The organism is Bradyrhizobium sp. JYMT SZCCT0180, from assembly GCF_018130165.1.
Classification (GTDB): Bacteria; Pseudomonadota; Alphaproteobacteria; order Rhizobiales; family Xanthobacteraceae; genus Bradyrhizobium.
The window spans coordinates 1-20621 of the sequence record NZ_JAFCLZ010000012.1; the positions used below are offsets into that span (position 1 = coordinate 1).

The 20621-nt window shown below is 59.5% G+C and carries 21 protein-coding genes; 17 read left to right on the plus strand and 4 right to left on the minus strand.

Annotation, left to right across the window (positions count from 1 at the left end; all coding sequences use genetic code 11):
* The first annotated feature begins 585 nt into the window (after nucleotides 1-585).
* Nucleotides 586-1398 (plus strand): hypothetical protein, encoded by an 813-nt coding sequence (locus tag JQ641_RS18425; protein ID WP_211997406.1) that lies wholly within the window; start codon nucleotides 586-588, stop codon nucleotides 1396-1398.
* Nucleotides 1399-1438: 40 nt separating this feature from the next.
* Nucleotides 1439-2800, plus strand: coding sequence for a hypothetical protein (locus tag JQ641_RS18430; RefSeq protein ID WP_211997407.1), 1362 nt, complete (start codon nucleotides 1439-1441; stop codon nucleotides 2798-2800).
* Nucleotides 2801-2923: 123 nt separating this feature from the next.
* On the opposite strand, the gene JQ641_RS18435 is transcribed toward JQ641_RS18430, so the two are convergent.
* Nucleotides 2924-3361, minus strand: coding sequence for a hypothetical protein (locus JQ641_RS18435; RefSeq protein WP_211997408.1), 438 nt, complete (start codon nucleotides 3359-3361; stop codon nucleotides 2924-2926).
* 125 nt (nucleotides 3362-3486) lie between these two features.
* On the opposite strand from JQ641_RS18435, the gene JQ641_RS18440 reads away from it, so the two are divergent.
* From JQ641_RS18440 to JQ641_RS18465, 6 genes are all read left to right on the plus strand, one after another.
* A complete protein-coding gene (locus JQ641_RS18440; protein ID WP_249150531.1) occupies nucleotides 3487-3732 on the plus strand; it encodes a hypothetical protein in 246 nt (81 codons plus the stop codon).
* Entirely contained in the window at nucleotides 3653-4096 is a 444-nt protein-coding gene (locus JQ641_RS18445; RefSeq protein WP_211997410.1) for a phage terminase large subunit, read from the plus strand. The genes JQ641_RS18440 and JQ641_RS18445 overlap by 80 nt, the downstream gene beginning before the upstream one ends.
* A gap of 144 nt (nucleotides 4097-4240) precedes the next feature.
* Complete coding sequence (locus tag JQ641_RS18450) at nucleotides 4241-4669, plus strand: GNAT family N-acetyltransferase (RefSeq protein ID WP_211997411.1); 429 nt, start codon at nucleotides 4241-4243, stop codon at nucleotides 4667-4669.
* A 213-nt stretch (nucleotides 4670-4882) separates the two neighbouring features.
* Complete coding sequence (locus JQ641_RS18455; protein WP_211997412.1) at nucleotides 4883-6109, plus strand: acyl-CoA dehydrogenase family protein; 1227 nt, start codon at nucleotides 4883-4885, stop codon at nucleotides 6107-6109.
* A 10-nt stretch (nucleotides 6110-6119) separates the two neighbouring features.
* Entirely contained in the window at nucleotides 6120-6671 is a 552-nt protein-coding gene (locus JQ641_RS18460) for a flavin reductase family protein (protein WP_211997413.1), read from the plus strand.
* Nucleotides 6671-7357, plus strand: a complete 687-nt coding sequence (locus JQ641_RS18465; RefSeq protein WP_211997414.1) for a TetR/AcrR family transcriptional regulator — start codon at nucleotides 6671-6673, stop codon at nucleotides 7355-7357. The genes JQ641_RS18460 and JQ641_RS18465 overlap by 1 nt, the downstream gene beginning before the upstream one ends.
* 8 nt (nucleotides 7358-7365) lie before the next feature.
* Here the strand turns inward: JQ641_RS18465 and JQ641_RS18470 are convergent, their stop codons facing one another.
* Together JQ641_RS18470 and JQ641_RS18475 are read right to left on the minus strand one after the other, a co-directional pair.
* Nucleotides 7366-8241: a polysaccharide deacetylase family protein gene (locus JQ641_RS18470; RefSeq protein ID WP_211997415.1), complete on the minus strand. Its 876-nt coding sequence runs from the start codon at nucleotides 8239-8241 to the stop codon at nucleotides 7366-7368.
* A gap of 26 nt (nucleotides 8242-8267) precedes the next feature.
* Nucleotides 8268-9368 carry an LLM class flavin-dependent oxidoreductase gene (locus JQ641_RS18475; RefSeq protein ID WP_211997416.1) on the minus strand — a complete coding sequence of 367 codons (1101 nt, stop codon included), beginning with the start codon at nucleotides 9366-9368 and terminating at the stop codon, nucleotides 8268-8270.
* Nucleotides 9369-9554: 186 nt separating this feature from the next.
* On the opposite strand from JQ641_RS18475, the gene JQ641_RS18480 reads away from it, so the two are divergent.
* The 3 genes from JQ641_RS18480 to JQ641_RS18490 are packed head-to-tail and all read left to right on the plus strand — an operon-like array spanning nucleotide 9555 to nucleotide 13305.
* Complete coding sequence (locus tag JQ641_RS18480; RefSeq protein WP_211997417.1) at nucleotides 9555-10436, plus strand: FAD binding domain-containing protein; 882 nt, start codon at nucleotides 9555-9557, stop codon at nucleotides 10434-10436.
* Nucleotides 10433-10915 carry a (2Fe-2S)-binding protein gene (locus JQ641_RS18485; RefSeq protein WP_211997418.1) on the plus strand — a complete coding sequence of 161 codons (483 nt, stop codon included), beginning with the start codon at nucleotides 10433-10435 and terminating at the stop codon, nucleotides 10913-10915. The genes JQ641_RS18480 and JQ641_RS18485 overlap by 4 nt, the downstream gene beginning before the upstream one ends.
* Nucleotides 10912-13305: a xanthine dehydrogenase family protein molybdopterin-binding subunit gene (locus JQ641_RS18490; RefSeq protein WP_211997419.1), complete on the plus strand. Its 2394-nt coding sequence runs from the start codon at nucleotides 10912-10914 to the stop codon at nucleotides 13303-13305. Before JQ641_RS18485 ends, JQ641_RS18490 begins: the two co-directional genes overlap by 4 nt.
* A 23-nt stretch (nucleotides 13306-13328) precedes the next feature.
* Here JQ641_RS18490 and JQ641_RS18495 read toward each other — a convergent pair whose 3' ends face one another.
* Complete coding sequence (locus tag JQ641_RS18495) at nucleotides 13329-14483, minus strand: zinc-dependent alcohol dehydrogenase (RefSeq protein WP_211997420.1); 1155 nt, start codon at nucleotides 14481-14483, stop codon at nucleotides 13329-13331.
* Between the two features lie 190 nt (nucleotides 14484-14673).
* Between JQ641_RS18495 and JQ641_RS18500 the strand changes: the two genes are divergently transcribed.
* The 6 genes from JQ641_RS18500 to JQ641_RS18525 all read left to right on the plus strand — a co-directional run bounded on the left by JQ641_RS18500 (nucleotide 14674) and on the right by JQ641_RS18525 (nucleotide 20517).
* Complete coding sequence (locus tag JQ641_RS18500) at nucleotides 14674-15681, plus strand: ABC transporter substrate-binding protein (RefSeq protein WP_211997421.1); 1008 nt, start codon at nucleotides 14674-14676, stop codon at nucleotides 15679-15681.
* A gap of 129 nt (nucleotides 15682-15810) precedes the next feature.
* Complete coding sequence (locus JQ641_RS18505; protein WP_211997422.1) at nucleotides 15811-16626, plus strand: ABC transporter permease; 816 nt, start codon at nucleotides 15811-15813, stop codon at nucleotides 16624-16626.
* Nucleotides 16627-16629: 3 nt separating this feature from the next.
* Nucleotides 16630-17415 (plus strand): ABC transporter permease, encoded by a 786-nt coding sequence (locus JQ641_RS18510; RefSeq protein ID WP_192738636.1) that lies wholly within the window; start codon nucleotides 16630-16632, stop codon nucleotides 17413-17415.
* Nucleotides 17412-18473 (plus strand): ABC transporter ATP-binding protein, encoded by a 1062-nt coding sequence (locus JQ641_RS18515; protein WP_211997423.1) that lies wholly within the window; start codon nucleotides 17412-17414, stop codon nucleotides 18471-18473. Before JQ641_RS18510 ends, JQ641_RS18515 begins: the two co-directional genes overlap by 4 nt.
* An 8-nt stretch (nucleotides 18474-18481) precedes the next feature.
* Nucleotides 18482-19321: a phosphodiesterase gene (locus JQ641_RS18520; RefSeq protein WP_211997424.1), complete on the plus strand. Its 840-nt coding sequence runs from the start codon at nucleotides 18482-18484 to the stop codon at nucleotides 19319-19321.
* Between the two features lie 227 nt (nucleotides 19322-19548).
* A complete protein-coding gene (locus JQ641_RS18525) occupies nucleotides 19549-20517 on the plus strand; it encodes a Bug family tripartite tricarboxylate transporter substrate binding protein (protein ID WP_211997425.1) in 969 nt (322 codons plus the stop codon).
* Nucleotides 20518-20621 lie beyond the last annotated feature (104 nt).

Sequence of the window (20621 nt, forward strand, 5' to 3'; positions counted from 1 at the left end):
TTTCCAATCGGACGGCGGCCGCTTGTCACGACGCCCCAACTCCCAACGCCCGTCGCCTGAGGCGTCGCGGGCGCGCCGTCGTCCGAACCTTTGAAGTCATCGTTAGCCGGCGCGCGCGAACGTGCCGGCGTGCGGCGTGGTGAACAAGCCACGGCCGCAAGCGGCCCCTGTAGCAGGGATACGGTTCGCGCCCGAAATGATCGCACGGCAGCGATCATGCCGCACTTTTTATTCCAGCGATAAGCCGATGACCGCGTATCGCTCGCGCTGATCGGCCTGATTGGAATCGCCGTGTGGTCCCTTCATGAGCGCCGATGTCATCCGTCCCGTACCTCAGGTAAACGGTTTCCGACAGCCAAGACGCCGGACTGGTCGTGTCGGACAAGCAGCCTGCACAAAATATCCTGAAATTTTCAGCGGAAGCTAATGAGAAAGCGCGCGGAAAGAACCAGGATAACCCCTAGCAACTCTGTCGAGTGACTTTTACTCGATCACTGTCTGCTGCGTTGGGAGCCTGACATGGCATTCGAATCTCGAACGCTTATCCCGCTAACTGTCGATCAGATTATAGTAAGAATAATCGTCTTGCTGGCCGTTTATGGAACGGTTCTCGTGTTCGGATTTCTTCTGTATTCTTCTTATCGCGACAGCAATGTCAGCAGGATATCGGTTTCGAAGTTGTCGGATCTTGACGAGGAATTCGAGGTCGGCGTTTCGAGTCTTCAGGTAAAGAATCCGAAATTCCTCAAGGTGTGTTTCGCTGGCGATTACGTTCATGCCCTGAAGGATGCGCAGCAGTGGTTTGCCGCCAAGGACACCGAATTCAAGGTCGCGCTTCGGGCTGCCGGCGGGCCGGCGGATGTGTTCAACGACGACGAACATTCATCCATTGTTCTGCTCTCGCATGATTCTGCGCTCATCCTGCAATTGAGCTGGCGGGCGGGTTTGTCCGTCGCAAATTTCGGATGCGCAAGCGTCGATGGTGCAGATATCGAACTGAAGCGCTACGAGACCAACTCCAGCGTAAGGCTATTTCTTCCAGGTGCAACGCCGAAGTCGCCGCGAGGACCGGGACAAGCGCGCGCCACATTGTGTGCACAAAAACTGGAGCGGTTCGTCGAGTCGATCGATGAATTTCTTGCCCAGGACCCTCCAACGCGATTCATGTCGGCAGCGATGAGGAGGTACCTGCCCGAAACGGGATGTCGCGTTGAAGAAGTGATCCGGATCGTAAGGGCGTCAAAGTTTCTTGTGCCGCTTCCCGAAAATCCTGCGAAATACAGCATCGCTTTTGACAACCTCGACTGGAGGATCGGCTTCGTGTTCGAAAAAAACACGGGGAAGATTACTGATCCTTACATCGGCTCGCGTCACCCTCCTCCCCCTCCATTTTCCTGACTAGAGAATCATCAAAGGCGCAGCTGGAGAAATTGTAGTTATGGCAGATCGAATCTATGTCACCTATACCCCGACCGGAGCTCCGGGAAGCTTTCACACGGCGATTCACTACGAGCGCACGAGTCTATCCGGCGAGTTAATCAAGCACGTTGTTGTCGAAGTAGCGCCGGAATTTGACAAACTGAGTGGACTGGAAAAGGCGGGCAACGTCATTGGAGAGATATTTCGGACGGGAAGCGCCCCTTCAAGCTTCGGTAGAATGAACGCGATGGTTCGCGACCTGAACGTGTTCGACAAGCAAAAAAGGGAAAGCGACGATCCAAATGCGCCTTATGAAGTAATTGCTGAGGGCGATGATCTCAGCGGTCATCTCGCGCGAATGCGCCTCTTTGCGGATGGCGTGAACCGCGCGGGGATCGCCTATCGTGGTCAGCATCAGAACAGCAATTCGTTTGCTGCCGCGGTCTTGCGAGCTGGTGAGCTCCCACCCGCAACGGGTGTGGCGCGTGATCCGCTGGGTCCTGCGGGGGAACTTCTGGATTACTTTACCCCAGGGTTGAACGAGCCGTTCGAAGCTCCGATTGGTCCTCGTTCAGCTGATCCGCCTGTTGATGTTTCGGAGGGCAAGGGCAATATCTTAGGGGGCCGTCCTATTCGCCACCTCGAACGGATGATTGCTGATGAGCCGCCGAGCGACCGCTTCGGAAACTGGACCTCTTCGCCTGTCGGCATGACGCCGCGTAATCCGAACCTGCCTCTGCCGCAGGCTGAACCGGGCTGGCCGCCTGGGATATCCAGCGGCAAGCCGATGCCGTTGTGGACGACACCACCACCGATCCGGGGATCGACAGACTTTTCCGAAGCGCCTGGCATCGGCACCAAGCCGATGCGGTATGTCAGCCGGCGGGATGGCAATCCGCCGCCGGCGTCCGTTTTCGACACCGGCGCTCCGGCCGCGCAGTTCGTTCTTCCCGATCAACTGAACGCCTCTAGCGGCCGCACCGACTGGGCCGCGGCTCTGGCGGGCCTCGATCCGGTACATCCGATGCGGGCGGCGCCGCCGCCGCAACGCCGAAACGCCTTCGTCAGCGGAAACGATGCCTTGTCCCGCGCAGCCGGTGGAAGCAGCTCTTCGTCCAGGCCGGGGCAATCCCAGGGTCCAACGGCCTCCACGTTGTTGGAGTACATTCAACATCTGAACCAGCTGAGCGCCAACGAACCGCAGGCTCCCATATTCGAGCGTGGCGCACCGGGAGCATCGCTCGCTCCCTCGGACAGTCCAAGCCCGATGGGTGGCCTTGCAGGTCGGATCGCGGCACTTACGGGCTTCGATCCCGACAATCCGGATGCGCCGCCGCCCGGCGGGCTGCTCGCGCGTTTGCTTGCCGCGCAGCAGCGATAGTCTTGAAGATCAAAATTCCCGTCGGCTCGCGCCTTATTGTCAGGCGAGTCCTGTCGCATCGATGTTCCCTGATTTTTCGCAATTGATTGACGGCCTGAAAAAGAATTTGACACGTCGGGCAAATCACCGGCTGAATATCATCATCGCGAAAATCATGCAGAGCCCGGGCGGAGAAATCCGCCGCGGGCTTTTTGTTTGAAATTTCCAATCGGACGGCGGCCGCTTGTCACGACGCCCCAACTCCCAACGCCCGTCGCCTGAGGCGTCGCGGGCGCGCCGTCGTCCGAACCTTGAGATCATCATCAGCCGGCGCGCGCGAACGTGCCGGCGTGCGGCGTGGCCAAGGTCACGACCGCAAGCGGCCCCTGTATCAGGGATACGGTTCGCGCCCGAAATGATCGCACCCCAGCGATCATGCCGCGCATATATTTTCAGAGAGAAGCCGATGACCGCATATCTGATATCGCTCGCGCTGATCGGCCTGATTGCAATCGCGCTATGGGAGGATCCCTCATGAGTGCCGAAATCATCCAGTTCATCCCGCGCCCCAGGCATGATCATGAACAGACCGATTTCCCGACGATCGCGTTCCGCTCCGCGGTGCACGAGCCTGCGGCGGACCCGACCGACCTTACGCGGTGCGAATACGTCGCGGCAGATCATGACGAGACACGGTGAGGAAACCCTTGGCAGACATCCGCTCACTGGCACGGAGCCAGACCAAGACGGCCATCAACGTCCTCGTCAAAATCATGCAAAGCAAGGATGCGACGCCTGCGGCGCGCGTCTCGGCGGCCAACGCCGTCCTCGATCGCGGCTGGGGCAAGGCCGCGCAACCACAGGAGAGCGGCAATGAAGTCCCGGGCGGGCCTCCCCAACGCATCGAACGGCACATCGTCAATCCTGAAAATCCCGACAGCGAAGGTATTTGAACCGTTGCTTCGGCCCAGCAGGTACCGCGGAGCCTTTGGCGGCAGAGGCTCCGGAAAATCGCATTTTTTCGGAGAGCTGCTGGTTGAGACGTGTCAGGCCGAACGCGGCACGCTCGCGGTCTGCATTCGCGAGGCGCAACGGACATTGGCGCAGTCGAGCAAGCGGTTGATCGAGAGCAAGATCGCCGCACTCGGCATCGGCAGCGGTTTCAAGCTCTACAGCGACAAGATCGAAACGCCCGGAGACGGCATCGTCATTTTTCGAGGGATGCAGAGCTATACATTCAAAGCAGTGATCACTGTAATTGTCACCGGATTTGTCGGTGCGGTCTGGCTCGGCATCAAGGCTACGCTTGGCAAGTGATCGCGGAGCTGCGCCACGACCGGGGTATCTTGAGCGTATGTTGCGTAGCCACGCTCATCGATGTGGTGTCCAGATTCATTGCTGACGGTTTGCTGAATGCGATCCGACGATAACTCAAATTTCAGCATCAGGTGGGTAGGGCCAATGTACCGGATTCGTGAGGTTGACGGGCACGACGATGAGATAGCTGACACGCTCCTGGAACTTCATCGGCTGACATTCTTGGATTGCGCCCCCATACCAAAGTTCGATCATGGGCATTGGTGGCTCGCTCGTGACGAGACGGAGCCGGTTGGCTTTGCGGGAGTTGTCCCTTCGACTCACGTGTCCAATGCCGGCTATTTCTGCCGGGTTGGAGTGCTGAAAAAGCACTGGGGACGCCGGTTGCAACTTCGTTTGATGGGCGCCGTGGAGGGGCGTGCGCGGCTCAACGGATGGTGCTCGGTTATTTCGGACACGACTGACAATCTGTCGTCTGCCAATAATTTCATTCGCGCCGGCTACCGGCTGTTTCAGCCGCCAGTCCCATGGGCTTGGCCAAATACGCTTTATTGGCGCAAGCTCATTGGATAGCCAGCGTCCAGCGTTCTTTCGAAGTACTCCTCGCCCGGTGGCCTGACGGCCGCCGGGTTCTTTTTCGTTTCTAGCGTTGGCGCAGAGGTTGCCGCAGCCCAAATTGGCGGAAGAGCCATGTTCCGCGCGCCTTGATCATTGGCGGTGAGGCGATAGACTGACCAGGCTCAACCGCTTTAGGTTCGCAACGACGGATTGGGCAGGGAAGCGCTAATGGCAGGGGACGGCCGCAGGCCAGATGCAAGTTCGCTCGCGGGACCGGGTACGGACAGCTATGCCGCTGTGGTTGCCCGCGCCAGAGCACTGATCCCGAAACTGCGGGAGCGTGCCGCCCGGACTGAAGAACTGCGGCGTTTGCCACCGGAGACCGAGCGAGATTTGCACGATGCCGGCCTGTTCCGGATCGTACAGCCCAAACGCGTTGGCGGCGCCGAACTCGACTATGTTGCCCTGGTCGATTGCGCCGATGCGCTGGGGCAGGCGGATGCTTCCGTAGCGTGGAACTTTGCCAACCTTGCCAGCCATCACTGGATGCTGGGCATGTTTGACCGGCATGCGCAGGACGCCGTCTGGAACAAGGGTGCCGATGCGTTGATCGCCTCGTCATTCATCTTTCCAGCCGGCCGGGCCAGAAAAGTCGATGGCGGTTATGTGCTCAATGGCCACTGGCCGTTTTCCTCAGGCGTCGAATCCTGCGATTGGAACATGCTCGCCAGCGTGGTTTCGTCCGACGACGACGCCGATGGCATCGAATACCGGCTCTTCCTGCTCAACAAGAGCGACTACAAGATCAACGATACCTGGAACGCGACCGGCCTGTGCGGGACCGGATCGAACGATGTCAGGGTCACGGACGCCTTTATCGCGGAGCAGATGACGATCGCCGTCAGCGATCTTGGCGGCGGGCTAACCCCGGGGAGTGCCGTCAATCCAAACGCCCTTTATGCGCTGCCGGTATTCTCGTTGTTCCCTTATGTACTATCAGGCGTCGGTCTGGGTAATGCACAGGCCTGTTTGAATGATTATGTCGAATTCGCACGTCATCGTGCCTCGACCTATAATCGTGCCAAGCTCAGCGATATGCAGACGACCCAGATCAAGATCGCGGAAGCCTCCGCCAAGATCGACGCGGCGCGGCTGGTCATGCGCACGAATTGCATCGATGCCATGGCGGATGCTCGACGTGGCCACGTTCCGGACATAGCAGACAAGACGCGGTTGCGGCGTGACGGCGCGTTTTCTGTCAACCTCTGCACTGACGCCGTGTCGCTGCTGTTTGCTGCAAGCGGCGCACGCAGTCTGTTTACGTCAGGTGCGTTGCAGCGGCAATTTCGCGATGCCCACGCGGTGAATTCGCACCTCGCGTTCAATTTCGATGCGGCGGGAACCAATTATGGACGTGTAGCGCTTGGTCTGCCGTCCGAAAACCTGACGCTCTGAGGCGAGGTGGATGTCCGACGCACCCAAACATCCGGCCGATCCCGCTAACGAACTCGCCAGCGACAACTCGGCGATCGATCCCCGGGATTTTCGTAATGCGCTCGGTACGTTCGCTACCGGCGTCACGATTGTTACAGCGATGGCGGCGGACGGAAAGCCATACGGCGTGACCTGCAACTCCTTTGCCTCGGTCTCGCTGAATCCGCCGCTGGTCTTGTGGAGCCTCGGCATGTTCTCGCAGGGCTTGACCATCTTCCAGAACGCCAGCCATTTCGCAGTCAATGTTCTCGGTGCTTCTCAGCAGACGCTGGCCTCGCAATTCGCAAAATCCTCCGGCGACAAATTCGCCGGCGTGAGCTGGGCGCCGGGGCTCGGCAACGCGCCGGTGCTTGCTGACAGCGTTGCAAATTTTCAGTGTCGTGCCGCCAATCGATACTACGGGGGTGACCACATCATCTTTCTGGGAGCCGTCGAGGCCTATACTTATAATGGGCAGGAGCCGCTGTTGTTTGCACGCGGCGGATTCGGCCGATTCCTTGCCGGCGACGACGGCAAATCCTGATGAGCAGAAAAGGTCAGCCCAAACGTGCTGGCACCAAGCAAAGGCGCCTCTCACCCGACGATCGTCGCCGGGAAATTGTTGCGAAGGCGACCGAATTTTTCTCGGAAGAAGGATTTGGCGGTGGAACGCGGGCACTGGCGCGGCGGCTTGGTGTAACGCAGCCGCTGCTCTATCGTTACTTTCCAAGCAAGGACGACTTGATCAAGGAGGTCTATCGCACGGTCTATCTCGACCCGCTCGAAACCGGCTGGGAGAAACTGCTGACCGACCGCTCGCGGCCGCTTCGCGACCGGCTGCTGGAATTCTATTGCGCCTATACCGACGCGATCTTCACCCGGAAATGGCTTCGCATCTATCTCTATTCGGGCTTGAAAGGTCTCGACATCAATCGCTGGTATGTCGGCATGGTCAAGGACAAGATCCTGACCCGGATCATCCGGGAGTGCCGTCATGAGGCCGGGCTTATCGTGCAAAACAAGCCGAGTGCGACCGAACTCGAACTGGCCTGGGTCTTTCACGGCGGCATCTTCTATTATGGCGTCCGCAAATACATCTACGAATCGCCGGTGCTCGAAGACAAGGATCGCATCATCAGCGATGCGCTGGATGTTTTTCTGGCCGGCTTCGAGTGGGTCAATGAAACCTCGCCGGACGTCCGCCGCGCACCTATCAAGGTGGTGGGATAAGCCCGCCGTTATTTTCCGGCTGTTTCCGCGCGATACCAGTCGCCGATCTCGCTTGCGGTCATCAGTGCCACGCCGTCATGGCTGATGACGTAGTCCAGCAGCGCTTCCAGATATTTGATGCGATGCGGAACCCCCGTAATATAGGGATGGATCGAGATCGCCATGATCCGCGCGTTCGATTCGCCTTCGAGATAGAGCCGGTCGAACTGATCCATGCCACGCTTCAGGAATTGCTCGGAGGGCTGATGTTGCAGCGCATGGACGACGATGTCGTTGGTTTCGACCGAATAAGGGATCGTCGTGATGGTGCCGTGGGGCGTGGCGATATCCTGCGGCAGATCGTCGATGACCCAATCCGCCAGATATTCGATGCCGTTGAGACGCAGAAGATCGAGAGTTTCCTCGGTCTCGGTTAGGCCAGGGCTCTCCCATGATCGCGGTGATTTGCCGGTAAATTTTGCGATTGTTTCGACGGAGCGCTTGATCGCATCGGCTTGATTGTCGAGCTTGTGCATCGGCCCCTGCAGGAATCCGTGGCCCATAAACTCGAAGCCGGCTTCGAGCGCGGCGGACGCAACGCGCGGATAGGAATTGCAGACATTGGCATTCAGGGCCAGCGTTACCGGCATCTTGCGGTCGGTCAGCGCCTTGAACTGCCGCCAGAAGCCGGCCCGCATGCCGTATTCATGCCAGGACCAGTTCGGCACGTCAGGCAGCAGCGGCTGTCCCATCGGCGGGCTCAGCACCGTCCGCGGCATCGCGTTCTCGATCCGCCATTCCTCGACATTGAGGATCACCCACACTGCGAGCTTCTTGCCGCCGGGAAGCGTCAGCTTTGGTCGATCGATTTGGGCCTGATAGGGGATACGATCACTAAGTGCCACGGTGGATTTTCCCTGTATGAATTGATCTATCCGGACGGCTTCCCGGACATATCCGTATTGATGCGCGGCATGACTTTTTCGGCCATCAGGATCATCGACTGGCGTCCGAGCTCACGATCCTTCCAGTCCTTTCCGGCATAAAGGAGCGTGCCAAAGGGCCCGGTCTCCTCTTGAAAACCCAACAGTTGGTCGGCCACGCTATCGGGCGTGCCGTAAATGATGAGTTTGTCGCAGATCGACTCGAGCGTCACTTCCTCGTCGGGCTGATCGCGGCGTGTTTTGAACAGTTCGATACGGCCGCCGCGCTTCAACTTGGTGAATAGCGAACGGTAATAATAGACATACGGCCCGTTCGGATCCGTGGCATAGGCTTTTGCCGTGGAGGCGTCCTTGGCGACAAATATGCTTTTGGCGACCCGCCAGTTCGCCGTCTCTGCGGGGCGGCCGGCGCGTTCGCAGCCTTCAACGTATTTCGGCCAATGGCTGTTGACCCAAGCCGGCATCAGAAAGTTCGCCGAAATCGGATCCCAGCCGCGTGCGGCGGCTTCGGTCACACCTTTCGAGAACGGCGCCACCGCCGTGACTACGATCGGCGGATGCGGCCGTTGTAGCGGGCGGGCGATAAACCCCTGACCAATGTCCTCAATCAGCGTCTTCTGCACCGATACATTCCAGTACTTGCCCTGGAGGTTATACGGTGGCTCGCTTGCCCAGATATCAAGGACCTGATTGATGGCCTCCAGGAACATCGCGTTGCGATCTGCGTCGAGATTGCCGAAGACTTCGGCGTCCGACAGTAGCCCACCGGGGCTGATACCGAAGATCAGGCGGCCGTCGAGCATGTGATCGAGCATCGCGATCGAGGCTGCAAGCGCCGCCGGATGGATGTTAGGCATGTTGATGGTGCCGGTTCCGAGCTGGATTTGCTTGGTCGCCGCGGCAAGCCAGGCGATGAATGCGATGCAGGATGTGATGTTCTCGGCTTTGTCGGTGACGTGCTCGCCGACATAAGCTTCGCTGTACCCGAGTTCGTCGGCCAGCAGGAAGGCTTCGCGATCCTCCTTGAGAGACAGCCGCCAATCCTTGTCGACAGGATGGATGGGCATCGTGAAGAACCCAAGCTTCATGGTCTGCTCCTCCCCAAGGGCAGGCGTTTCGTTTGGTGGGAAACGTGCTTCGACCGCAACATGATAACAAGTCCTAAAGTTGCAGGCACCGAAATAATCACTCGATAAACAAACTTGACCTTTGAAAATTGTCGCCGTCTAATCCAAAGAAAATGCCGATATGCTGCCGGGGGAGGTTGCGTCGAAATGAAAGCCTCGGCTTTCGCTTACGCCCGCGCTACCAGCGTCGTGAATGCGCTGGAATTGCTGGCTGTATATGGCGACAAGGCCAAGGTGTTATCCGGCGGCCAAAGCTTGATGCCGGCAATGAATCTGCGCCTGATCTCTCCCGAATTCATTGTCGATATCGGTGAATTGGCTGAGCTTCGCGGGATATTTGTGAAAGGCGACGTCATAACAGTTCGTGCGCTGACGCGTCACGTGGACGTCCTGAGATCTCCCGAAATTGCGACCCATGCCCCTCTGTTGAGGGACGCTACCTCTCATGTCGCGCATCCGGCGATCCGCAACCGCGGCACGCTCGGCGGCAGCCTTGCGCACGCGGATCCGGCCTCTGAATTGCCGGCTTGCATGGTGGCGCTGGGCGCAACCGTCATTGTTTGCGGGCCACAGGGCGAGCGACGAGTCCCTGCTCAAGAATTCTTCACCGGCATTTACGAGACGGCACTTTCGCCACAGGAACTGCTGGTTGCCGTCGAACTGCCTGTCGCGCGGAAAGATTCCGCGCACTTCTTCCATGAATTCGCCCGCCGTCACGGCGACTATGCCATGGTCGGCTTGGCGGCCCAGTCGACCATCGTAGGCGGGCAGTTCACTGATCTCCGCCTCGGTTTCTTTGCCGTGGGCGACCGGCCTTTGCTCGCCGGGGCCGCCGGGAAACTCGTTAACGTCGCGGTCACGCCGGAAGTCCTGGCCAAAGCCTCCGTGATACTGGGCGAGGAGCTGGATCCCCAGGAGGATCAGCAGGCTACCCCGGCCATGCGGCGGCACCTCGCGCAAGTATTACTTCAGCGTTGCGTGTCCACGCTGCTTTCCCGTCCCGATCTGCAGGGGTTACCCGCGCGATGACCCCTGTGCCCATTTTCCTCGAAGTCAATGGCGAGCGTATCGACACCCATGTGCTGCCGCGGCTGAACCTGGCCGACTTCCTGCGTGAGCATCTGAAATTGACCGGCACGCATGTCGGGTGTGAGCACGGGGTTTGCGGTGCCTGTACGGTGCGTCTCAATGGCGAGATCGTGCGCTCCTGCCTGATACTGGCGGTACAGGCCCACGAAGGCTCGGTCGAAACGATTGAGGGTTTATCCGACAGCGGTGAAATTGCGGATCTGCAGGCTGCGTTCCGCGATCGCAACGCTCTGCAATGCGGCTTCTGCACACCGGCAATGTTGATGGCGGCGCAGGATCTGCTGAAACAGAATCCAGAGCCGGATCGGGAAGAGATTCGTGAGCACCTTTCCGGCAACTATTGCCGTTGCACCGGCTATCAAGCGATTATCGATGCGATCGAGACGACGGCGCGGTTGCGCGCGGAACGCGCGCCATGACGCGTACACCTGAGAATCGCGACGCGTTTTCGGTACTCGACCGGCCGAACTCCTATATCGGCAAGACCGTGCCGCGGCCGAACCTCGACCGGCTGATGCAAGGACGCGGGCAGTATGTCAGCGACATCGAACTGCCGCGCATGGCGCATGTTGTGTTCCTGCGGTCGCCGTACGCTCATGCAAAAATCACTGGTATCGACGCAGCAGCGGCAAAACGCATGCCGGGTGTAATTGCCGTCGTCACCGGTCAGGAAATTGCCCCGGTTATCACGCCGTGGGTTGGGGTGCTTTCGCACTTGAAGGGTCTCAAATCTGCGCCGCAAAGCGCGATCGCGGTTGATCGGGTGTGCTGGCAGGGCGAAGCCGTTGCCGCAATCATCGCCACTAGCCGCGCCGCTGCCGAGGATGCGGCAGAACATATCTCCGTCGCGTATGAGGAGCTCGACGCTGTGACGGACATGCAAACAGCGCTCGATCCCACAACGTCTGTGATCCATCCTGCGCTCGGCGACAATCTGGCCTTCGAGCGTAATCATGATGCAGGCACCGTCGACGCGGCCTTTGCTGCCTCCGACGAGGTGGTGGAAGCAGAGTTCATTTTTGGGCGGCACACCGGCGTGACGCTGGAGCCGCGTTCGGTAGTTGCCGACTGGAACTCTGCCGAAGGGCGACTCACGATCTATCAGGGCACGCAGGCGCCGCATATGGTGCAGAATATTGCGGCGCTGCATCTCGGTCTTCAGGAGTCCCAGGTCCGCGTGGTCTGCAAGGACGTCGGCGGCTCCTTCGGTATCAAGGTCCACATCTACGCCGACGAAATGGCGACCTACGCACTGTCGAAACTGCTGCGGCGGCCGGTCAAATTCGTCGCCGACCGGGTCGAGAGTTTTAACACCGATATCCATGCGCGCGATCATCGCTGCAAGGGAAAGATCGGCGTCAAATGTGATGGCACCATTACGGCGTTCGAGATCGACGATCTCACGGGTATCGGGCCGTACTCAATGTACCCGCGAACCAGCGCCATCGAGGCCAATCAGGTCGTCAACCTGGTCGGTGGGCCCTATGCGACCAAGAACTACCGCGCCCGTGCCCGCGTCGTGTTCCAGAACAAGAACGTCATGTGTCAGTATCGCGCGGTCGGGCATCCAATCGCCTGTTCGGTAACCGAGGGTCTGGTCGATCTGGCGGCGATGAAGATCGGCATGGATCCCGTCGAAATTCGCCGACGCAACCTGATTGCGGATGACGCTTACCCCTGTGCTTCGCCTTCGGGTTTGCGTTTCGAGCAATTGTCGCATCATGCCGCGTTGGCGAAACTCATCAAGATGATGGACTATGACGCGCTGCGCGCGGAACAGACGACGTTGCGAGCCAGAAACATTCATCGCGGCATCGGCATCGCCAGCTTTATCGAAGTCACCAATCCCAGCGCGGCATTCTATGGCGTCGGCGGCGCCAAGATATCGTCGCAGGATGGCGTTGCGGTGCGGCTCGATGCCCAGGGAGCCGTGGTCTGCCAAACCAGCATCACCGAGCAGGGGCAGGGATCGGAATCGCTCACGGCCCAGATCGTCGGCAGCGTGCTCGGTGTCTCGATGGACCGTGTGCGCGTTATCCTCGGTGATACCGACAATACACCCTATGGCGGCGGCACGTGGGCTTCGCGCGGCGCTGGCATCGGCGGTGAGGCCGCGCTTCAGGCCACCAAGGTCCTGCGCAAGAACATCCTCGATGTCGCCGCCGCCATCCTGCAATCGTCATCCGGCGAACTCGACATCGTCAACAATAATGTCGTGAACGTCAGCGATAGCGCGCCGCGCATTGAATTGAGTGAGCTGGCCAGGATCGTTTATTTTCGCCCCGATACGCTGCCGCCCGGCATTCAGGCCGAACTGATGGCGACACGGCATTTTGTCCCGCGAGAATATCCCTTCGCCTTTACTAACGGTGTCCAGGCCTCGTGGCTGGAGGTCGATACCGACACCGGCTTCGTCAAATTGTTGAAGCACTGGGTGGTCGAGGACTGCGGCACGATTATCAATCCGCAGCTGGTTGACGAGCAGATCAGGGGCGGGGTGGTGCAGGGGCTTGGCGCCGCGCTGTTCGAAAAATGCATTTATGACGAGCGAGGCCAGCTCACCAACGCCAATTTGGCCGATTATCTGGTGCCGATGTCCGGCGAAATGCCGGATATTGATGTTGGCCACGTGGTCTCGCCGACGCTGGAGTCGGAATTAGGCGCGAAAGGCGCCGGCGAGGCCGGAACGGCGGGAGCGGCGGCCGCGGTAACCAATGCAGTCAATGACGCGCTCAGCCCTTTTGGGACGATCATTACGGAAATTCCACTGACCCCCCAAATTATCCTGACTGCATTGGGCCGAATCTGACGAACGACGAGCTAAGCCAGTGTTCACTCGGCTGCTGCGCTCGCGATCGAACTCGCTTTCGGATTGGTAACGACCACCTTGATCGCATCGTCAACACGCTCACGCGCGTATCTTAGCGCAGTCGGCAGGTCGGCCAGCGGAAATGTGTGTGTATGGATTTTCGTTGCATCGAAGCGCTTTTCTGCCATCAGCGCCATAGCGCGGCGGGTCGCGCTGCGACCTTCGCCGCGAATGCCGTAGGCATAGATGTTGTTCTTTACGAGATGCGCGATATCCATCGTGACGGGATCATGCGGAAACGCCGCGAGGCAAATTTTTCCGCCACGATTGGTCATATGAATAGCTTGATTGATTGTGGCCTCATTCCCGGCGCATTCCACCACATAGTCGGCGCCAATACCGCCGGTGAGTTGTTTGACGACCTCGACTGCGTCTTCGTCGTTGATATTGACGACGCGGTCTGCGCCCAGATCTTTGCCGATCGCAAGCCGCCCGTTGCGCGTTCCCGTCAGTATCACCGGGCTGGCGCCGAGCGCCTTGGCGACGGCAACCGCGAGCAATCCGATCGGCCCCGGGCCGATCACCACGACGCTCTCGCCGGCCACTAACCCTCCCAATTCAGTCAGGCCATACATCGAGGTGCCGGCGGTGACGACCAGCGTCGCCTCCGCATCGCTCATGGTGTCGGGCACCCGCGCCAGCGTATTGATGTGGTTGACGGCATACTCCGCAAAACCGCCATCGGTAGTGAATCCATTGGCGCGGTGACCCTTCTCTGGTTTGCCGTAATTCAGGCATGAGGTGTACATGCCCTGGCGACAGCGCTTGCACTGGCCGCAACCGGCGTGGATCTCCACGCTGATCCTTTCTCCAATCGTGAATTCATCGACGTCAGGCCCGAGAGCTGCGACGGTGCCCATGTATTCGTGGCCCGGCGTAAAATTCTTGTTGAAGGGCAGGCCGCCCTGAATGCTCGCGGGCGAACCTGAATGAATGATCTCAAGGTCGGTCGCGCAGATCGCGACTGCATCGATCCGGACCAGGACTTCAGCCCGTGCGGGAACGGGCACCGGCTTGTCCCGCAAGATGAGTTGATCCGGGTCGCCGAGAACCCAGGCTTTCATGCGATCGGGGATGAGCAGTTTGGGTGAAGTTCTGACGCCGGTGGGCTGATACATGCAGCGGATCCTCTCACGCGCGAGCCTAGCGGAAATCGCAGTTGGGCGAAATTGCCGGATGCTTGAAGCGATGCGGCAGCCATTTGCTGCATAGCAAAATGGTTTGTCGCAAATCCTTCATCTGCGGCCTGTACTTGGTCCCCGGTTGGTGCTGAAATCCTTTCACGGCCTCACTAAATCGGAGTTTTCCATGAAGACCGTCCGCTTTGTTCTTGCCTTGCTGGCGCTATCGCTAGTCGCGCCCGGGCAATCCGCCAAAGCGGCCGACGTCATCTGCTACAATTGTCCCCCGGAATGGGCGGACTGGGCCTCGATGCTCAAGGCGATCAAGGCCGACCTCAATTACGATATTCCGCACGACAACAAGAACTCCGGTCAGGCGCTGGCTCAGATATTGGCCGAGAAGAGCAACCCCGTCGGCGATATCGGCTATTTTGGCGTCACCTTCGGCATGAAGGCCAAGGCGCAGGATGCCCTCGAGCCTTATAAGCCCGCCAACTGGGATCAAGTCCCCGCCGGCCTGAAGGATACCGATGGCTTCTGGACCACGATTCATTCGGGCACGCTTGGCCTGTTCGTGAACAAGGATGCGCTTGGTGGCAAGCCGGTGCCGGCCTGCTGGAAGGACCTCCTGAAGCCCGACTACAAGGGTATGGTCGGCTATCTCGATCCGTCTTCGGCCGCAGTCGGGTATGTCGGTGCAGTCGCGATCAACCTGGCGCTTGGCGGCTCGGCAGCCAATTTTGATCCCGCGATCAGCTTCTTCAAGGACCTGAAGAAGAATGACCCGATCGTCCCCAAGCAGACATCCTACGCCCGCGTGGTTTCGGGCGAGATGCCGATCCTGCTGGATTACGATTTCAACGCCTATCGCGCGAAATACTCGGAGAAAGGCAATTTCGAATTTGTGATCCCTTGCGAAGGTTCTGTGGTGTTTCCTTACGTCGTTGGCCTCGTCAAGAACGCGGCGCACAAGGACAAGGCGAAAAAGGTTCTCGACTATCTTCTGTCCGACAAGGGGCAGGCTATTTGGACCAACGCCTATCTGCGTCCCGCGCGGCCGATCGAACTGCCTGAGGCCGTGAAGAAGAAGTTCCTGCCCGACAGCGACTATGCGCGCGCGAAAAATGTCGACTGGGGGCAGATGGAAAACATGCAAAAAGGCTTCGTCGACCGCTATCTCGCCGAGGTTCGCTGAGGCAATATGGCGTCCGGTTAGAGCGTTTTCGAGCGAAGTGGGTACCGGTTCGCGTGAAGAAAACGCGTCGATAAAGTAGAGCTTCGGTTCTGATTCGTCAGAACTGAAGCTCCGGGGCGCCTTCTGCTGATGTCGCATAGATCCTTTGTCTGGTTGTGCCTGCTGCCGCTTGCGGTGGTGACGGCGGCGTTTTTTCTGCTCCCGATGGCGCGGCTGGTCGTGACCGGGGCGGAAGGTCCGCAAGGCGTCGCGGGCTATCTGGCGATCCTGACCGAGCCGCGTTACCGCGCGACCTTGATCAATACGGTGGCGCTGGCAGCCGCGACCACCATTGTGACGCTGATCGTGGCGACGATTGCTGGAATGTTCCTGCAGAGGCATCGCTTTCCCGGCCGCGCCGTACTGATTGCGATGCTGACTTTTCCGCTGGCGTTTCCCGGCGTCGTTATCGGCTTCCTGATCATCCTGCTCGCCGGGCGCCAAGGGCTGATCGGCGATCTTTCCAACCGCATGCTTGGCGAAAAGCTGGTCTTTGCCTATTCGATCTACGGGCTGTTCCTCGGCTATCTCTATTTCTCGATCCCGCGCGTCATCCTCACCATCATGGCTGCGGTGCAGAAGCTCGACGTCGGCCTCGAGGAGGCCGCCCGTTCGCTGGGCGCGAGTCCATGGGCGGTGCAGCGCGATGTCGTGTTGCCGGCGTTGGCGCCGGCCTTCGTCGCTTCCGGTGCGATTGCCTTTGCGACGGCGATGGGCGCGTTTGGCACGGCGTTTACGCTGGCGACCAACATCGATGTGTTGCCGATGCTGATCTATACCGAGTTCACGCTGGCTGCGAATTTTTCGACGTCGGCCGCGCTGTCGGTCGGGCTCGGCATCATTACCTGGTTCATCCTGGCGCTGGCCCGCTCCTTCAGCGGCAGCGCAGTTGCGGCGGCTGGATGAGCCATGCGTGATCGTCTGATCTTCACCGGCCAGCTAATTTTTACATTGATCGTGGCCGCATTCCTGGTGGTGCCCGCAATCCTGTCGATTTCCGCCGGCGTTACCGTGAACTATTTTCGCGGTATCCAGTCCGGCGTAACCCTGCAATGGGTTGTCCAGGTCTGGCAGCTCTATGCCGGCACTATCTTGCTGTCATTCGTGATCGCCTTTGCAACTCTCGCCGTGACGCTGGCCATAGGTGTTCCCGCAGCCTACGCCTTGCATGTGCGGGGAGGGAGGCTGTCGCGCCTCGTCGAGGAGATCATCACGCTGCCGCTGGCGATACCAGGTCTGGCAATTGCCCTGGCGTTGCTGCTCACCTACCAGGGCTTCAGCGATTTCCGCCGTTCTTGGCTCTTCATCCTGGTGGGGCACGTCATTTTCACCATGCCCTTTATGGTGCGGTCGGTGATGGCGGTATTTGCCACTGTCGATATCAAGACGCTCGACGAAGGTGCGGCGTCACTCGGCGCATCACCATGGCGGCGTTTCCGTGACGTGATCGTGCCGAATGCCGTGCCGGGGATACTTGCCGGCAGCCTGATGGTGGTGACGCTTTCGCTTGGCGAATTCAACCTGACCTGGATGCTTCATACGCCCCTGACCAAGACGCTGCCCATCGGGCTTGCGGACAGCTACGCCTCGATGCGGCTCGAGGTCGCGTCGGCCTATACGTTGATATTCTTCGTAATGATCATCCCGCTGCTGGTGGCCATGCAATTCTTTGCCGAGAAGGAACAGAAGAGATGAACGCGTCAGCCGGACATGGCGCCTCGGTGCGTATTGAGGCCTGCGGCAAGACGTTTATTGATGGAACGCGCGCGCTGGAGCCCGCGACGCTCGATATTGCGCGCGGTGAGACGCTGGTGTTGCTAGGTCCGTCCGGCTGCGGCAAGACCACGATGCTTCGTATCATCGCGGGCCTCGAATTGCCTGATCCCGGCGGCAAGGTACTGTTCGACGGCAAGGATATGACATCGGTACCAATTGAACGGCGCAACGTCGGTATGGTGTTCCAGTCCTATGCGTTGTTTCCCAACATGAGCGTATCTGACAACATCGGCTACGGCTTGAAGATCCGCGGTGTGCCGGCCAAGGAGCGTGCGGCGCGCGTCGCCGAACTGGTCGCGCTGACCAACATTGCCGGGCTGGAGAATCGCCGCATCGACCAGCTTTCCGGAGGGCAGCGCCAACGCGTGGCACTGGCGCGAGCGGTTGCGATCCGGCCGGGTATCCTGCTGCTTGATGAACCCTTGACAGCGCTCGATGCGGCGCTGCGCGATCGGTTACGCGGTGAACTCAATCGTCTGCTGCGCGCGCTTGGCATCACCACGATCTACGTGACACATGACCAGGCCGAAGCGATGGAACTCGGCGATCGTGTCGTTGTCATGCAGAAGGGAACGATTGCCCAGATCGGTACGCCGCGCGAGATCTACTTCACGCCGCAAAGTCGCTTCGTGGCGGAATTCATCGGTGCTGCGAACATTATCGAGTCCCCGATCGAGAATGGTCACCTTGTTTTACTCGGGGGGCGGCAGGCGATTGGAGGCGGTGCAAGTATGCCGGCGGCGGTCGCCATGATTCGTCCCGAAACGATCCGCGTAGTAGAGACAGGGAGTGCCCCGCTTTCCGGCGTCATCGACAGCGTCAGCTTTATTGGCGACCGGCAACGACTGGTGATAAGCGGAGTATCCAATAGGCTATTTACTGTTGATGCGCCGAATACGGTACAAGCCAAGGCCGGCGAACGGGTCGGGCTGTTGATTTCGCCGGATGCGGTCCGTTTGCTGCCGTCCAATAATTGAGAACGTTGATGTCACCAAATCCGGTCCGTATCGCCCAAATCTCCGATCTGCATATCAAGCCGCCGGGCTCGCTCGCCTATGGCCGGGTCGATACGGCCCGGGCCCTCGAACATTGCGTTGCGGCGTTGAACGAATTTCAGCCGGCGCCTGATTTTGTGGTGATATCGGGTGATCTGGTAGATACGCCGACGGCTGAGGAATATCAGCACCTCAAGTGGCTACTGACGCCATTGAAAATCCCATTCGCCGGCATTCCGGGCAATCACGACTCGCGTCAGCTGATGCGCGATGCGTTTCCCTCCGCACCATATGCCTTGGCGTCTGGGGCGCTCAATCAGAAGATTGAGATCGGCGGGCTGGATCTGCTGCTGCTGGACTCAAGCGTACACCAGAAGCCGCATGGCGAACTCGAAGAGCCCACGCTGCGCTGGCTTGACGCGGCGCTGGCGGCTTCGCCCGATCGGCCGGCGCTGCTGTTCCTGCATCATCCGCCGTTCAAGGCCGGAATCTGGCACATGGATCGCCAGAATCTCCTCAACGCCAGCGAACTCGCCCCCATCGTTCGGCGTCATCCGCGCATGCAACTTATCGCCACCGGTCATGTGCACCGCGCCGCTTTGACGATGTTTGCGGGTGTGCCGACCACAATCTGTCCGGCGCCGAACCACGCGGTCGATCTTGACCTTGCTGAACTCCGCGCGCCCTCGTTCAAGGTGGAGCCGCCGGCCTTCCACCTCCACACCTGGTTTCCGGGCGAGGATTTCGGCAGCATCGTCACCCATCAGGTGCCGATTGGGACGTTTGACGGTCCGCACCCGTTTTTCGGGCCAGATGGGAAATTGCTTTAGGAGGCTCCTAAGCCTACCCTTCGGCGGCGTTTTCGAAAGTTGTCGCTCCGCCATCGATGGCTTCCCTCGTGCCGGGCCATTCTCCTTGCCTCGCATGTCGATTGACGCGCTGGCTCATTCTTCATTTCGTCGCCGACCAGATTGCCATGCTGGATGTGGAGGAGCAATCATTCTCCGGAAGAAGTGGCCCATATCCCAAATGCTGACCGCCGGCGGAGAATCATGAAATGCGCCTGCTCCATTCGTTGATTCCGGCGCTCGCGCTGCTCCTCAGCCCTAATGCGATCGCACAGACGTCCTATCCGGACCGGCCCATCAAGATGATTGTGCCGCTGGCTGCAGCGAGTGCCGTCGATGTCGCGGCGCGGATCGTGACGCAGAAAATGGCCGACAATATGGGCCAGCAATTCGTGATCCTGAATCAGCCTGGCGCGTCAGGCATGATCGGGGCGGAGCAGGTCGCGCGGGCTGAACCGGACGGCTACACGATCGGAGGCTTCAACGACAGCATCATGACCATGGTGCCCAACCTGCAGTCCAAGATGCGCTGGGACATATTGAAGGATTTCGAACCGGTATCGCTGGTTGCAACCGTGGAGTGGGGGCTGGTCGCCAGCAATCGGGCCAGCTTCAAGAGCGCGGCGGATCTGATCGCAGCCGCGAAAGCAACGCCTGGCAAGATCGATTATGGCTCGGGTGGCCCGGGAAGCCCGCAGCATTTGGCCATGGCGATGTTTGCTTCCGCGGCCGGCATATCGCTGACCCACGTGCCCTATAAGGGCGCAACGCAGGCTGCAACCGATGTCGCCGCAGGCCAGATTCCTGTCGGCTTCCAGGGGCTAGGTACGGTCGCTGCCCTGGTGCGCGGCGGCCAACTCAAACTGATCGGAGTGACTACCGAGAAAAGATTGGCGCAATTCCCTGACGTGCCGACCGTCTCTGAATCCGGCTTGCCGGGATTTTTCTTCAACTCATGGTTTGCGATACTTGCACCTGCCGGCACGCCGAAGGCGATCATCGCTCGGTTGAACGCCGAGGCGCTGAAGGCGGTCGGTGATCCCGAAGTACGCCGCAAGCTGGAGGAACTGGGATTTGCGGTGCGCGGCAGTTCGTCGGAAGAATTGCGTGTCATGACGCGTGATCAGCTTGCCAAATATGCGCGCGTGATCAAGGAAATGGGAATCGCGAACGAATAAGCCGGAGCGAAGCGGTCGGAGCTGCGTTGCGTCGCCGAAGTCTGTTGCAGGCCCGAAATTGGTGCCTCAATGGCGTCCGGCTATTTCCGCGTGACGGGATAGCT

What these genes read in the sequence shown, in the direction of transcription:
- JQ641_RS18495 (WP_211997420.1), bottom strand. Translation starts at nt 14,483, where the DNA reads ATGTATCAGCCCACCGGCGTCAGAACTTCACCCAAACTGCTCATCCCC.
- JQ641_RS18510 (WP_192738636.1), top strand. Translation starts at nt 16,630, where the DNA reads ATGCGTGATCGTCTGATCTTCACCGGCCAGCTAATTTTTACATTGATC.
- JQ641_RS18485 (WP_211997418.1), top strand. Translation starts at nt 10,433, where the DNA reads ATGACCCCTGTGCCCATTTTCCTCGAAGTCAATGGCGAGCGTATCGAC.
- JQ641_RS18465 (WP_211997414.1), top strand. Translation starts at nt 6,671, where the DNA reads ATGAGCAGAAAAGGTCAGCCCAAACGTGCTGGCACCAAGCAAAGGCGC.
- JQ641_RS18455 (WP_211997412.1), top strand. Translation starts at nt 4,883, where the DNA reads ATGGCAGGGGACGGCCGCAGGCCAGATGCAAGTTCGCTCGCGGGACCG.
- JQ641_RS18460 (WP_211997413.1), top strand. Translation starts at nt 6,120, where the DNA reads ATGTCCGACGCACCCAAACATCCGGCCGATCCCGCTAACGAACTCGCC.
- JQ641_RS18430 (WP_211997407.1), top strand. Translation starts at nt 1,439, where the DNA reads ATGGCAGATCGAATCTATGTCACCTATACCCCGACCGGAGCTCCGGGA.
- JQ641_RS18505 (WP_211997422.1), top strand. Translation starts at nt 15,811, where the DNA reads ATGTCGCATAGATCCTTTGTCTGGTTGTGCCTGCTGCCGCTTGCGGTG.
- JQ641_RS18490 (WP_211997419.1), top strand. Translation starts at nt 10,912, where the DNA reads ATGACGCGTACACCTGAGAATCGCGACGCGTTTTCGGTACTCGACCGG.
- JQ641_RS18525 (WP_211997425.1), top strand. Translation starts at nt 19,549, where the DNA reads ATGCGCCTGCTCCATTCGTTGATTCCGGCGCTCGCGCTGCTCCTCAGC.
- JQ641_RS18500 (WP_211997421.1), top strand. Translation starts at nt 14,674, where the DNA reads ATGAAGACCGTCCGCTTTGTTCTTGCCTTGCTGGCGCTATCGCTAGTC.
- JQ641_RS18445 (WP_211997410.1), top strand. Translation starts at nt 3,653, where the DNA reads ATGAAGTCCCGGGCGGGCCTCCCCAACGCATCGAACGGCACATCGTCA.
- JQ641_RS18480 (WP_211997417.1), top strand. Translation starts at nt 9,555, where the DNA reads ATGAAAGCCTCGGCTTTCGCTTACGCCCGCGCTACCAGCGTCGTGAAT.
- JQ641_RS18520 (WP_211997424.1), top strand. Translation starts at nt 18,482, where the DNA reads ATGTCACCAAATCCGGTCCGTATCGCCCAAATCTCCGATCTGCATATC.
- JQ641_RS18450 (WP_211997411.1), top strand. Translation starts at nt 4,241, where the DNA reads ATGTACCGGATTCGTGAGGTTGACGGGCACGACGATGAGATAGCTGAC.
- JQ641_RS18435 (WP_211997408.1), bottom strand. Translation starts at nt 3,361, where the DNA reads ATGATCATGCCTGGGGCGCGGGATGAACTGGATGATTTCGGCACTCAT.
- JQ641_RS18475 (WP_211997416.1), bottom strand. Translation starts at nt 9,368, where the DNA reads ATGAAGCTTGGGTTCTTCACGATGCCCATCCATCCTGTCGACAAGGAT.
- JQ641_RS18515 (WP_211997423.1), top strand. Translation starts at nt 17,412, where the DNA reads ATGAACGCGTCAGCCGGACATGGCGCCTCGGTGCGTATTGAGGCCTGC.